The sequence below is a fragment of the Micromonospora sp. WMMD975 genome (assembly GCF_029581215.1).
GTDB lineage: Bacteria > Actinomycetota > Actinomycetes > Mycobacteriales > Micromonosporaceae > Micromonospora.
On sequence record NZ_CP120739.1, the window covers coordinates 592,070 to 605,652 of the forward strand.

Annotated in this window: 11 protein-coding genes; 8 read left to right on the top strand and 3 right to left on the bottom strand. The window is 74.5% G+C overall.

The window, feature by feature from the left end; all coding sequences use genetic code 11:
• Positions 1–87 precede the first annotated feature (87 nt).
• A complete protein-coding gene (locus O7613_RS02725) occupies positions 88–2,544 on the top strand; it encodes a DNA translocase FtsK (RefSeq protein WP_282291883.1) in 2,457 nt (818 codons plus the stop codon).
• A gap of 62 nt (positions 2,545–2,606) precedes the next feature.
• Here O7613_RS02725 and O7613_RS02730 read toward each other — a convergent pair whose 3' ends face one another.
• Positions 2,607–2,846: a hypothetical protein gene (locus tag O7613_RS02730; RefSeq protein WP_281584361.1), complete on the bottom strand. Its 240-nt coding sequence runs from the start codon at positions 2,844–2,846 to the stop codon at positions 2,607–2,609.
• 84 nt (positions 2,847–2,930) lie between these two features.
• Positions 2,931–3,245 carry an SMR family transporter gene (locus tag O7613_RS02735; protein ID WP_282291885.1) on the bottom strand — a complete coding sequence of 105 codons (315 nt, stop codon included), beginning with the start codon at positions 3,243–3,245 and terminating at the stop codon, positions 2,931–2,933.
• 213 nt (positions 3,246–3,458) lie between these two features.
• Between O7613_RS02735 and O7613_RS02740 the strand changes: the two genes are divergently transcribed.
• From O7613_RS02740 to O7613_RS02770, 7 genes are all read left to right on the top strand, one after another.
• Positions 3,459–4,382, top strand: a complete 924-nt coding sequence (locus tag O7613_RS02740; RefSeq protein WP_282291887.1) for an ornithine cyclodeaminase family protein — start codon at positions 3,459–3,461, stop codon at positions 4,380–4,382.
• 63 nt (positions 4,383–4,445) lie between these two features.
• Positions 4,446–5,930 carry a 30S ribosomal protein S12 methylthiotransferase RimO gene (gene rimO, locus O7613_RS02745; RefSeq protein ID WP_281584358.1) on the top strand — a complete coding sequence of 495 codons (1,485 nt, stop codon included), beginning with the start codon at positions 4,446–4,448 and terminating at the stop codon, positions 5,928–5,930.
• Between the two features lie 47 nt (positions 5,931–5,977).
• Positions 5,978–6,559, top strand: coding sequence for a CDP-diacylglycerol--glycerol-3-phosphate 3-phosphatidyltransferase (gene pgsA / locus O7613_RS02750; RefSeq protein ID WP_282294462.1), 582 nt, complete (start codon positions 5,978–5,980; stop codon positions 6,557–6,559).
• Positions 6,560–6,609: 50 nt separating this feature from the next.
• Positions 6,610–7,158: a CinA family protein gene (locus tag O7613_RS02755; RefSeq protein WP_282291888.1), complete on the top strand. Its 549-nt coding sequence runs from the start codon at positions 6,610–6,612 to the stop codon at positions 7,156–7,158.
• Positions 7,159–7,368: 210 nt separating this feature from the next.
• Positions 7,369–7,818 (top strand): helix-turn-helix transcriptional regulator, encoded by a 450-nt coding sequence (locus O7613_RS02760; protein ID WP_281584356.1) that lies wholly within the window; start codon positions 7,369–7,371, stop codon positions 7,816–7,818.
• A 127-nt stretch (positions 7,819–7,945) separates the two neighbouring features.
• Positions 7,946–8,797 carry a PspA/IM30 family protein gene (locus O7613_RS02765; protein WP_281584355.1) on the top strand — a complete coding sequence of 284 codons (852 nt, stop codon included), beginning with the start codon at positions 7,946–7,948 and terminating at the stop codon, positions 8,795–8,797.
• Positions 8,798–8,813: 16 nt separating this feature from the next.
• Positions 8,814–9,578 (top strand): hypothetical protein, encoded by a 765-nt coding sequence (locus O7613_RS02770; RefSeq protein ID WP_281584354.1) that lies wholly within the window; start codon positions 8,814–8,816, stop codon positions 9,576–9,578.
• 287 nt (positions 9,579–9,865) lie between these two features.
• On the opposite strand, the gene O7613_RS02775 is transcribed toward O7613_RS02770, so the two are convergent.
• Positions 9,866–13,525: a multicopper oxidase domain-containing protein gene (locus O7613_RS02775; RefSeq protein ID WP_282291890.1), complete on the bottom strand. Its 3,660-nt coding sequence runs from the start codon at positions 13,523–13,525 to the stop codon at positions 9,866–9,868.
• Between the last annotated feature and the right edge of the window lie 58 nt (positions 13,526–13,583).

Consider the following 13,583-nt stretch of genomic DNA (forward strand, 5'->3'; position numbering starts at 1 on the left):
ACAAACGACGGTCCGACCTGTGCTGCGACACGCGGACGCGACCCGGAAAAGCGGCGTTTCGTCGGGTGCCGCCGTTACCGTGACTCTATGGCGGGCCGTACCTCTCAGGCGAGCCGGCGGCGCGGCGCGTCGCCACGTGGCTCCACGAACAACCGTGCCCGCCAACCGGCGAAGAAGGCGGCGCGCAAGCCCGTCCGGCGTCGACCGGCGGCGGGGCCGAGTCCGGCCGCGTTCGTCGGCCGGGCCGTCAACGCCATGTTCATGGGGATGGCGCACTCGGTCGGCTGGGGATTCCGGGCGGTCGGCCGGCAGGCCGCGTCCACTCGGGAGCTGGATCCGGAGCACCGTCGCGACGGCGCCGGCCTGCTGCTGTTCGGCCTGGCCATCCTCGCCGCGGTGGGCATCTGGGGCGGCGGCGCCGGGCCGGTGGGCCGGCACCTGGCCGACACCGTGCGTCTCTTCGTCGGGGCGATCTCGATCGTGCTGCCGGTGCTGTTCATGGTCGGCGCGTGGCGGCTCATGCGCACCCCGGTGGATCCGGAGCACCGCGGGCGCGGCCTGGTCGGCTGGGGTTCGATGCTGCTTGCGACCGCCGCGATGCTGCACATCGGGCAGAACCCGGTCGACGAGGTCCAGCGCGACTACGCCGGCGGCCTGATCGGCGCCGGGGTGGGCGACCTGCTGAAGTCGGCGGTGACCGCCTGGGTGGCCATGCCGCTGCTGCTCCTGCTGCTGGTGTTCGGCCTGCTTGTGGTCACCGCGACGCCGATCAACCGGATCCCGGAGCGGCTCGGCCTGCGCGCCGACCCGGACGCTCCCGAGGACGTCGAGGAGGAGCGGGACGAGGTCGAGGCGCCGCCGAAGCCGGCGCGCAAGCGGCCGGCGAAGCGGCTCCCGCCGCCACTGGACCCGCTGGACCCGGACGACGAGCTGGCCGGCGTCGACCTCCAGGAAACCATCGTGCTGCCGCGCAAGATGCCCAAGGTGCCGGCGAACCGCAAACCGGCCGAGCCGCCGGAGCACTCGCCGCTGCCCACCCGCGCCGAGCAGCTCGCGCTCACCGGCCTGGCCGGCGACTACACGCTGCCGCCGGCCAACATGCTCGGCGGTGGGCCCGCGCCGAAGACCCGGAGCAAGGCCAACGACGAGGTGATCGCGGCGCTGACCGGCGTCTTCGACCAGTTCGGCGTGGACGCCGAGGTCACCGGCTTCACCCGCGGCCCGACCGTCACCCGCTACGAGGTCGAGCTGGGGCCGGGCGTCAAGGTCGAGCGGATCACCCAGCTCTCCCGCAACATCGCGTACGCGGTGAAGTCGCCGGACGTGCGGATCCTCAGCCCGATCCCGGGCAAGAGCGCGGTCGGCGTGGAGATCCCGAACACCGACCCGGAGAACGTGTCGCTCGGCGACGTGCTGCGCTCGCGGGCCGCGACAAGCGACCACCACCCGATGGTGGTGGCGCTCGGCAAGGACATCGAGGGCGGCTACGTGGTGGCCAACCTCGCGAAGATGCCGCACATCCTGATCGCGGGCGCGACCGGCGCGGGCAAGTCGAGTTGCCTGAACAGTCTGCTTGTGTCCATTTTGACCCGGGCCACGCCGGACGAGGTGCGGCTGCTGCTGATCGACCCGAAGCGGGTCGAGATGACCGGCTACGAGGGCATCCCGCACCTGGTCACACCGATCGTGACCAACCCGAAGAAGGCGGCCGACTCGCTGGAGTGGGTCGTCCGCGAGATGGACATGCGCTACGACGACCTCGCCGCCAACGGGGTCCGGCACATCGACGACTTCAACCGCAAGGTGCGCAACGGCGAGATCAAGGCGCCGCCCGGCAGCGAACGGGAGATGCGGCCCTACCCCTACCTGCTGGTGATCGTGGACGAGCTGGCCGACCTGATGATGGTGGCGCCGCGCGACGTGGAGGACTCCGTCGTCCGGATCACCCAGCTGGCCCGCGCCGCCGGCATCCACCTGGTGCTGGCCACCCAGCGCCCCTCGGTGGACGTGGTCACCGGCCTGATCAAGGCCAACGTGCCGTCCCGGCTCGCGTTCGCCACCTCGTCGCTCGCCGACTCCCGGGTCATCCTCGACCAGCCCGGCGCGGAGAAGCTGCTCGGTCGCGGTGACGGCCTGTTCCTGCCGATGGGCGCGTCGAAGCCGGTGCGGATCCAGGGCGCCTGGGTGACCGAGCGCGAGATCACCGACGTGGTCAAGTTCTGCAAGGACCAGCGCGAGCCGGAGTTCCGCCCGGACGTCCTCGCCCCTGCGCAGGACAGCAAGAAGAAGATCGACGAGGACATCGGCGACGATCTCGACCTGCTGGTGCAGGCCGTCGAGCTGGTGGTCACCTCGCAGTTCGGCTCGACCTCGATGCTCCAGCGCAAGCTGCGGGTCGGCTTCGCCAAGGCGGGCCGGCTGATGGACCTGATGGAGACCCGGGGCGTGGTCGGCCCGTCCGAGGGCTCCAAGGCCCGCGACGTGCTGGTCAAGCCGGACGAGCTGGACGAGGTGCTGACCGGCCTGCGCGGCGGCGAGGAATAGACCCGGTCACGAACGAGGGCCCGCCGGAATCCGGCGGGCCCTCGTTCGTGCGGGTGGCGCGGTCAGGCGTTCAGGATCGCGGCGGCGAGGATGAATCCGAGGACGGCGCCGGCGACGCTCGCCGCGGCGGCGTACCAACCGAGCGGCTTGTCGCCGAGCACCGCGCCGACGATGCCGAGGACCAACCCGACCAGGCCGAGGAACGGTACGAAGATCGCGATGGCCGCGAAGACGAAACCGATGATGGTGCAGATCCGGGCGGCGTTGCTGTTCGAGCGGGCGGTGGCGGGAACGTCGGCCATGGTGTCCTCCGTGAGTGATCTTCTCGGTGCGCTGACGATCACCTACCCCGGCGGGCCGGCCGTCCAAACCGGATCACGCATCGATCAGTGGAACAGTTTCAGGCCGACCGCCCCGGCGACCACGAGCAGCAGGCAGGCGATCCGGGGCAGGCTCGCCGGCTCGCCGAGGGCGAGCATGCCGACGAGCGCGGTGCCGACCGCGCCGATCCCGACCCACACCGCGTAGCCGGTGCCGACCGGGATGTCGCGCAGCGCGTACGCCAGGCCGGCCATGCTGCCGGCGAGCGTGCCGGCGAAGACGGCGGTGGGGAGGAGGCGGGTGAAGCCGGCGCTGCGGTCCAGGGCGACCGCCCACGCGGTTTCCAGCAGTCCGGAGAGCACAAGCACGATCCAGGCCATGAGTGTCACCTCTGACGGGCGGGCCCGGCGGTCGGCCGGGCGGTGGTCGTTTCCGCGGGGCGTCGTGCCTGACCGGGTACGCCCACCACTCGTCCGGGGCGGCCGTGGACCGCCGTGGCCGACGCTAGCACCGGCCGGGGCGGCCGGGCGGCGTGGTGACGAAGCCCACCATCGCTGGAGTTCACGCAAACTTCAGGTTGCACGATGGGGGTCATGACCGTGCTCTTCTCCGACGAGGACGTCGCGGCGGCCGTGGACGCCCCGCTCACCGTCGCCGCCATGCGGGACGCGCTGCTGGCCGCGCACCACGGGCGGCTGATCGCCCCACCCCGGGCGTCCGCGTCGCTGGGCGGCGGCCGGATGGTGCTCACCGCCGGCCACCTCACCGGCGAGTGGTACGGCTTCCGCTCGTACGACACGTTCGGGCACCCGGAGAGCGGGCAACTCGTCGTGCTGCACGACGCGACCACCGGCGCGGTACGCGCCATCGCCGTCGGCGAGGAGCTGGGCTCCCGGCGTACCGGAGGACTGGGCGGCGTGGCGGTGGACGCGCTGGCCCGTCCGGACGCCGCCACGCTCGGCGTGGTGGGTTCGGGGCGGCAGGCGTGGACCCAGGTGTGGGCCGCGGCGGCGGTCCGGCCGCTGCGCGAGGTGACCGTGCACAGCCGGTCGGCCGCCCGGCGGGAGGCGTTCGCCGCCCGGGTCCGGGCCGAGCTGGGCGTGCCGGCCCGGGCGGTCGACTCGGCCGCCGCCGCGGTGCGCGACCGCGACCTGGTGGTGCTGGCCACCACGAGCACCGCCCCGGTGCTGGCCGCCGCCGACCTGTCGCCGGGCACGCACGTCAACACCGTCGGCTTCAAGCAGGTCGACCGGCACGAGTTCGGCACCGACCTGCTCGACGCCGCCGACCTGCTGGTCACCGACTCGCCGGGGCAGGCCGCCGCGTACGCGCCGCCGATGCTCGCCGCCGTCGAGCCGTACGCCGGGCGGCTGCGCGACCTGGGCGCGGTGCTGGCCGGCGCGGCCACCGGCCGGACCGGCGCGGACCAGATCTCGGTCTTCTGCTCCACCGGCCTGGCCGGCACCGAGGTGTTCCTGCTCGACCGCCTCGCCCGCGCGTTCACCCCGGCGCGGTGAGAGGGTGACCCTTCTCTACCGCAGGCGTTAACAAGGGCCCCTTCCTTGCACCTGTACCCTCGGATGGTGTCTGACTCCTCTCCGCGCCGGGTGGCGCTGCTGACTCTGGGCTGCGCCCGCAACGAGGTCGACTCGGAGGAGTTGGCCGCCCGGCTGCACGCCGACGGCTGGCAGGTGACCACCGACGGCGAGGGCGCCGACGTGGTGGTCGTGAACACCTGCGGCTTCGTGGAGAAGGCCAAGCAGGATTCGATCCAGACGCTGCTGGCCGCCGCCGACACCGGCGCGAAGGTGGTCGCCGCCGGGTGCATGGCCGAGCGGTACGGCCGTGAGCTGGCCGCCAGCCTTCCCGAGGCGCAGGCGGTGCTGAGCTTCGACGACTACCCGGACATCGCGGCCCGCCTCGACGCGGTGGTGGCCGGCGAGACGATCGACGCGCACGTCCCGCGCGACCGGCGCGAGCTGCTTCCGCTCACCCCGGTCAAGCGCCGGGACGCGGCGGTGTCGCTGCCCGGCCACGGCACCCCGACCCGGGTCGCGCCGGAGACCGACGAGCACACCCCGGCGCACCTGCGGCAGGTGCTGCGGCACCGGCTCGACACCGGCCCGGTGGCCTCGCTGAAACTGGCAAGCGGCTGCGACCGGCGGTGCGCGTTCTGCGCCATCCCGGCGTTCCGCGGTGCGTTCGTCTCGCGTACCCCGGACGAGCTGCTCGCCGAGGCCGAGTGGCTGGCCAAGACCGGCGTCCGGGAGCTGGTGCTGGTCAGCGAGAACTCCACCTCGTACGGCAAGGACCTGGGCGATCCACGGGCACTGGAGAAGCTGCTGCCGCAGCTCGCCGCGATCGACGGGATCGTGCGGGTGCGGGCCAGCTACCTCCAGCCCGCCGAGACCCGGCCCGGCCTGGTCGAGGTGATCGCCACCACGCCCGGCGTGGCCGCCTACTTCGACCTGTCGTTCCAGCACTCCAGCGAGCCGGTGCTGCGCCGGATGCGCCGGTTCGGCTCCACCGACCGGTTCCTGGAGCTGCTCGCCTCGGCCCGCGCGCTGGCGCCGGCGGCCGGCGCCCGGAGCAACTTCATCGTGGGCTTCCCCGGCGAGACGAAGCAGGACGTGGCCGAGCTGGTCCGGTTCCTGACCGAGGCGCGGTTGGACGCGATCGGCGTGTTCGACTACAGCGACGAGGACGGCACCGAGGCCGCCGGGCTGCCCGGCAAGGTCTCCGCCGCCACGGTCAAGCGGCGGTACGACAAGCTCGGCGCGCTCGCCGACGAGCTGTGCTCGCAGCGGGCCGAGGAACGGCTCGGCTCGACCGTGGAGGTGCTCGTGGACTCGGTGGCCGACGACGTGGTCGAGGGGCGGGCCGCCCACCAGGCGCCCGAGGTCGACGGTTCGACCACCCTCGTCGCGCCGGACGGCGGCGGGGTGGACCTGGCCGCGCTGCGCCCGGGTGACCTGGTCCGGGCCCGGGTGACGGCGACCGAGGGGGTCGACCTGATCGCGGTGCCGGACGAGATGATCTCAGCGGCGCCCGGCGCGGCCCGGTGACGGTGGGCCCGGACGGAGCGGGGGAGCGACGTGGGGCGATGTCGGACATGACCGGGGCGGAGCCGACGGTGGCGACGCCGGTGCCGCTGCTCAACGCGGCGAACCTGTTGACCGCGGCGCGGCTGCTGTTGGTGCCGGTCTTCGCGGTCACCGTGGCCGTGTCCGGGATGAGCCACGCCGGCTGGCGGATGGTGGCCTGCCTGATCTTCGTGGTGGCCTCGGCGACGGACCTGGTCGACGGCTGGATCGCCCGCCGGTTCGGCCTGGTCACCTCGCTCGGCAAGGTCGCCGACCCGATCGCCGACAAGGCGCTCACCGGCGCCGCGCTGGTGCTGCTCTCGTGGTACGACCGGCTGCCCTGGTGGGTGACCGTGGTGATCCTCGCCCGGGAGTTGGGCATCACCGCGCTCCGCTTCTGGGTGATCCGGCACGGGGTCATCGCCGCCAGCCGCGGCGGCAAGATCAAGACGGCGTTGCAGATCCTGGCGATCACCTGGTACCTCTGGCCGATGCCGGACGCGCTGGCCCCGGTCGGCCCGTGGATCCTGGGCGCGGCCGTGGTGGTGACCGTCGCCACCGGCTTCGACTACGTCGCCCAGGCGCTACGGCTACGCCGTCCCCGGCGTTGATCGGTGTGACCGGCGACTGAGCCGGCGCGACGCGGGAAGAAGGTGCGGTCATGGACGACACCGACGCGAGGCACCGACGGCCCGCCGGCAGCCCGGCCGCCGCCGTGGTGCACCGCCTGCACGACCGCGGGGAGACGCTGGCCACGGTCGAGTCGCTGACCGGTGGCCTGCTCGCCGCCGCGATCGTGGAGATCGCCGGAGTCAGCGCCATCTACCGGGGCGGCCTCGTCGTCTACGCCACCGAGCTCAAGGCGACGCTCGCCGGCGTACCCGAGGATCTGCTGGCGGCGCGCGGCCCGGTCGACCCGGACGTGGCCGTCGCCCTCGCCGAGGGCGGTCGGCAGCGCTGCGGCGCGGTCTGGGGGCTGGCCACCACCGGGGTGGCCGGGCCGGAGCCGCAGAACGGCAAGCCGGTCGGCCTGGTCTACGTGGCGGTCGCCGGGCCGGACGGCACGCAGGTGCGCCGGCTCGACCTGGACGGTGGCCGGGACCACATCCGCTCGGCCGCGGTGATCGAGGCCCTGCGCCTGCTCGCCGAACAGGTCCGGGTCGTCCGCGAGGGCGAGGCCGTCGACCCGGCGGGCGCCGGCCGGCGATGACCCCGCCGACACCGACACACCCGACCGCGGGCGCATCGGAACGGTCGTTCTGACGGGATTGGACAGGCGGGGTGGGATGTCGTCGCGGCGGTCAGCGGGTACGGTTGCGGGAAGGCTCCGGCGGGCGACGCCGGCGCCGGGGCGGCGACTCGCCGCGCTCGGCGCCGCGCGGCGCGGTCGGGCATGGTGACCCGTTCACGGGGAGGTGCGATGGTCCTGCTACGCCGGGTGATCGGTGACGCACTGCGGGCGCGCCGGCAGGGGCAGCACCGCACCCTCCGCGAGGTCTCGTCCGCCGCCAACGTCAGCCTCGGTTACCTCTCCGAGATCGAACGCGGCCAGAAGGAACCATCGAGCGAGCTGCTGGCGGCGATCTGCGACGCGCTCGGCGCCCGCCTGTCCGAGCTGCTGCGCGAGGTGAGCGACACGGTGGCGCTGGCCGAGCAGATGCCCGGCGTGCTGGTGCCGGTCGCCGACGAGCCCGTCGAGTCGACGTCGGTGGCCACGCCGGCCGTGCGTAAGGCGACGAACCGGGGGGTCCGGCAGGTCACCTCCGACGGCGCGGTGGCCGTCCAGGTCCGGCAGGACTCGCCGCTCAAGGCGACGCTGCGCAGCGCGCGCGTGCGCCCCGCCGAGCGGGACGTGGTCTGCGCCGCCTGACCGTGCCGTCCGCCCATGTCGCCGCTGGCGTCCACGTCGTAATGTTGATCAGGATCGTACGGGTGCCGGAGTGGCGTCCGACTGGGACGATGTAGGCGTGACGCTACTGTGAGGGGACGAGGCGGAGATGGCTAACCCGTTCGTCAAGGGTTGGAAATACCTGATGGCGGCCTTCGGCGCGAAGATCGACGAGCACGCCGATCCGAAGGTGCAGATCCAGCAGGCGGTCGAGGAGGCGCAGCGGCAACACCAGGCGCTGGTCCAGCAGGCGGCGGCGGTGATCGGCAACCAGCGTCAGCTCGAGATGAAGCTGTCCCGGCAGATCACCGAGGTGGAGCAGCTCCAGGGCAACGCGCGGCAGGCGCTGACGCTTGCCGACCAGGCCCGGGGCCGGGGTGACGAGGCCGAGGCCGGGCGCTTCGAGCAGTCCGCCCAGATGCTTGCCACCCAGCTGGTCTCCGGCGAGCAGGCGTTGGAAGACTTGAAGACGCTGCACGACCAGGCGCTGAACGCGGCGGCGCAGGCCCGCAAGGCGGTCGAGAACAACTCGATGATCCTCCAGCAGAAGCTCGCCGAGCGCACCAAGCTGCTCAGCCAGCTCGAGCAGGCCAAGATGCAGGAGAGCGTGGCCCGCTCGCTGGAGTCGATGTCGTCGCTCACCGCGCCGGCCAACACCCCGTCGCTGAACGAGGTGCGCGACCGGATCGAGAGCCGCTACGCCACCGCCATGGGCCGGGCCGAGCTGGCCGGCAACTCGGTCGAGGGCCGGATGCTGGAGATCCAGAAGGCGTCGATCGACTCGGCCGGGTCGGCCAGGCTGGAACAGATCCGGTCGAGCATGGCCGGCAAGCAGGTCGACGGCCGGTCGGAGCGCCCCGCGGTGGGTCCGGCGACCGACCCGGCGGCGACCGCCAAGCTGGACGAGATCCGGGCCAGCATGAGCCGGGAGCGTGGCACCGGGGAGACCACCACCGGCTGACGGACGGGGGAGAGCGATGGCGGACGAGCGGACGCGGCACTTCCGCCGGCTGGGCAAGCTGCGGCGCTCGGCGCGGCGGTGGAGCGTTCTGGCCGGCGGGCTCGGCGGTGCCGCCGCGGTGCTCACCCCGTACGCGGGGCTGGGCCTGCCGGACGCGGCCTGGGCCGGCGCCGCGGGGAGCGCGATCGCGGTGGCGTGCTGGCGTTGGGCCGACCACCGGGCGCTCGCGGCAGTGCCGGCCCCGCCCGCGCTCGACCCGGCCGAGGCCGCCGCCCGATCCCGCGCCCGGCTGGTCGCCGCCGTCGAACGGCTGCCGGTGGGCCCGGGCGTCCTCGCCGAGGTACGCCGGGTCCGCGCCCGCCTCGGTCTGCGCGGCACCGCCGCGGCCGAGCCGTGGGCCCGGCTCGACCGGGCCGCGCTCACCCTCGGCGGGTTGGCCGGCCGGCTGACCGGGCTGGCCGAGCCGGCGGTCCGGGAAGCGGCCGAGGCCGACCATTCCCTACGCGAACTGGCCACCCGGGTGGCAGGCGTGGAAGGCGCGGTGAAGCTCGCCCCGCACGGGCCGCTCGCCGAGGTGCACGCGATGCTCGTCGCCCAGTTGGAGGACGGGGTGGCCGCCTACGAGCGGCTGGTGGTGGCCGCCGCCGGCTACGTGGCCGAGGATGCCCGTCCGAACACCGCGCACCCCGCCGCCGCCCGCCTGACCGAGGCCACCGACATGCTGCACGGCGTGGCCGCCGCCCTGGCCGAACTCCGCACCCCCCAGCCCCGCCCCTCCTGACGCCGCTCCGGCGGCCCGTTCCTCCGCGGCGCCGTTACCTTCCAAGTCACCTGGTCTCGTCGGGACGCCGCGCAGGCGTGAAAACGGGCAACCGGCCGCACGGTGGCCTGCTCTCCGGCCGGGTCTCGTGCGAGGAAGCGCGGGCGGTGATCGTTTGGCCATGATCAACACCAGTTCGGTGAAGTGGGGGCCATCGCCGGTGGTCGGATACCGCCACATCACCGAACTGGCGTCCGGCCTACCGACGTCCAGCCCGCCGGGCCGGGCCGGGTCGGTGAAAAGCTGGGTCAGGGTGGGGTGGTGATGCTGGTGGCGGGGGTCCAGGGGGAGGCGCCCACCACGTTCGTCGCGCGTACCCGGTAGTGGTAGGTGACGCCGCGGGACAGGCCGGTGTTGGTGAAGCCGCGACCGGTCGCCCGGAAGGTGGCCGGTTCCCGGGTGAAGGCCCCGTCGAGGGCGCGCTCCACGAGGAAGCCGGCGCCCGGCCCGGCCGGCGCCTCCGCCGACCAGCCCAGCGTCACCAAGGCGGTGTCCGGGGACGGCGCGCCGACGGTGGCGGTCACGCCCGTGGGCGTGGCCGGTCGGGGCGGAACGGTCACCGTGGCCACCGTGGACCAGGGCGACGCCGCACCCAGATAGGTGGTGCGTACCCGGTAGTAGTAGGTGGTGTCGGGGGCGACGGCCGGATCCAGGTGGGTCTCGCCGACGGCGATCGCCGTGGTGCCCGGCCCGCTGGTGAACGTCGGGTTCGTGGCCCGCTGCACGTCCACGCCGGTGGCGAACGAGTGGTTCGCCCAGCGCAGCGCCACCCGCACCGGCGCTGCCGGCGGCACCACCGCGGTCAGCCGGGCCGGCGGGGCCAGCCGCACCGAGGCCGGCGCGCTGTTCGACCAGGCCGAGCAGCTCACCGCGTTCTCGGCCCGGATCCGGTAGTGGTAGGTGACGCCGGGGGTGACTGTCGCGTCCGTGTACCGGGTCGCGGCGGCGGCCACCGTGATCTCGGTGCGGCCGGCGGTGAAGGCGCTGTCGGTGGCGCGTTGCAACCGATGGCTGGTGGCCGGTGGGCGGCTGCCGTTGCCGGTCCAGGTCAGCGCGATGGCGGGCAGCGCGGTGGCCGACCCCGGCGCCGGGGTGGCGGTCAGCCCGGTCGGCGCGCGGGGCGACACCCGCAGCACCAGTGGCCGGCTCATGCCCTGGTCGCGCAGCCCCGCCGAGCGGGTCTGCCAGCGGTACTCCCAACCCAGATTGACCAGGTGGTTGACCACCACCGCGGGCCCACCGTCGACCGGGCTCACCGGGCCGGCGTCCAGCCGCGCGCCGGCCGGGCGGGTCGGGTCGAGCAGCCGTACGCTGTCGCCGATCCGGAACGGCAGGTCGGGCGGGACCGGGCGCAGCGCCACGATCACGTCTTCCCGGGGATTGACCCGGACGGTGTCCTTCCAGCCCAGCTCGCCCAGGTCGGGCGGGCGGAGCGTGCCGTCCCAGCCGACCCGGTTGACCACCTGCACGTCGACGCCCTCGACGTGCACCGGGTGGGTGCGGTCGGAGTCGCCGACGATCCGCCAGAGCTGGGTGCCGTCCGCGGGCGCGCCCACCGGCACGGTCGGGTCGGTCGCGAACAGCACCTCGGTGGCCGGGTCGGCCGGGCCCAGTGGCAGGACGGCCGGGACGAGCGGTCCGCCGATCGGGTGGCCGACGCCGAGCCGGCCCACCGCCCGGCCGTGCCGGGGCTCGAACATCTGCCCGACCGACTTCACCGCCAGGGGCAGCGTGACCGGGGCGGATCCGCCGAGCGGGGTGAACGTGACCGCGCCGGCCCGCGCCGGGACCAGCGTCGGGCCGGCGGTGCGGGTGCCGAACGCCGGGTCGTACGCCGGTTGCGGCACGATCGGCGGCGGCTGGCTCTCCGCGTACGCGCCGGGCAGCCGGGCGGCGAGCCGCCGCCGGTCGAAGCGCGGCCCCGGGGTGCCGGTCACCCGGATCTGGAGCAGGGTCCGCGTGTTCGGGCCGTAGCCGGGGCGGGTCGGCGGGAGGCCGCCGGTGGCGGTGCGGTCCGGTGCGCCGGTGTGGTGGTCGTAGCGGGGGTCGAACCGGGGCAGCGGCGCGGGGCAGTCGTTGTAGAGGATCAGCGTGCCGCCCGGCGGCACGGTGGAGAAGTCCACCACCACGTCGGCGCGTTCGCCGGGGGCGAGCAGCAGCGCGTGCCCGTCCACGTTGAGCACGGTCGGGTCCTGCCTGTCGTACCGGTAGTCGACCGGCCGGTTCGCCAGCACCACCGGGGCCGGGAGCAGGCCGCCCTCGTTGCCGATCTGGATCAGCTCCGGGCCGGCGGCGGCCGGGTCGGGCACGCCGCCGTCGCGCCCGTCCGCCGGCCAGTCCGCCGGCCGGCCGGGCGCGCGGACCGCCTCGACCATCGGCACCTCGCCGGCGAGCGGGTCGGCCGGCCCGCCGTCGGGCGCCCACATCGGCCCGTCCGAGGCGGCCCGGTAGAGCTGGAGGTTGAGCGCCCGGTCCGCGCAGGCGTTGAGGATCCGGAACCGGTACGCCGTCGGCGTGACCTCCAGGTACGGGTAGGCGACGCCGTTGACGAGCGGGGTGTCCCCGTACGCCTCGGGGACCGCGGAGGGGTGCGGCACGGCCGGGACCAGCGGCGGCTCGTCCGGCTCGGTGGCCGGGTCGTGGTGCGGGCTCGGCACCGGGGCGACCCACGGGCTCGCCCCGCCGTCCGGGTCGTGGGTCCACGGCCCGTAGTCCCAGCGGCCGGTCGGGTTGGTGCCGCTGAGCCGGTACGGGTTCTGCCGGGGCTGGTAGACGTGCGGGTGCCAGAGGCTGCCCTTGGCGCCCCAGCGGTCCCGGTCCCAGGTCGGGTCCTGGGCGGCGAGCTGCGCGTCGTCGGGCACGAACGTCTTGTCCTCGATCACCAGCGGGAGCTGGTCGGCAGGGAGCACGCCGTCGTCCACCAGCCGCTGTTCGGCCGGGTCGGTGAGCAGCCAGAGCGCGAGCTGCCCGGAGTAGGTGGTGAGCCGGGACAGGCCGAGCGTGTTGTCGTGCAGCCACATCAGCCGGCCGCTCTGGTCGTTCGGGAAGTAGAGCGTGGTGGCGCCCGCGCCCGGAGCGGGCATGTCCGGCACCGGAACCACACCCACCCCGACCGGGTACGGGGTGATCTCGCCGGCCGGGGTCACCCACTGCCACGGGTTGCCGGCGCTCGTCCACGCGGTACGCGCCCCGGCCAGGTGCGGCACGGCGCGGTTCTGCGGGTAGGGCGCGGGCCCGTCGAGCGGCCCGGCGCCGGCCCCGTCGAGCGTCTCGTCGACCGGCAGGAACAGTTCGCCGGCCCGGCCGGTGGGGAGCTGGTTGATGAACTTGACCCGCACCGGCCGGCCCCGTCGCGCCACGATCATCGGGCCGAGGTGCCAGGGGCGGTCGGGCGGGCTCACCGTGTTGTGGCCGGCGGCGTCGGTGCCCAGGTTGAGTTGCCGGTAGCCGCGCAGCCGGGTGGCCGGCAGGTCCCGGTGCAGGCGCTGCGCGTACTCCTGGAGGCCGATTTCGTAGTAGTCGCAGCCCGGCCACGTGATGGTGTCGGGCACGGCGACGGGCAGGCGGGCGCCGAGCCCGGCGGTGGCCGGCCGGCCGGGTGCGGGCAGCGGGTCGACGAACTTGCGGATGCCGGTGCCGGGCACCGGCCGGCCGTCCGGGTCGAGCACGGGCAGCGGGCTGGCGGCGGTGTTCGGCACCGGCCCGAACAGGCGCGGCGCGACGTCCGGGTCCAGGCTCGCCGGGTTCGGCGCGGTCGTCCCGGCCGGCGCGGTCGGCGTTGCCGAAGCGGTCGGCGTGGGCGGCTCGGTCGGCTTTTCGTCGGTGGCGCGGGCGGTGGGGACGGTGGGCGCGGTCTCCTCGGCGACCGTGGCGGCCCGGACCGGCCGGAGTCTGCGGAACAGCACCATGGCTCTCCCCGGATCGGGGCGCGCGGCCGTCACCCCGGCGTGGCGGCGTACGCGCTGC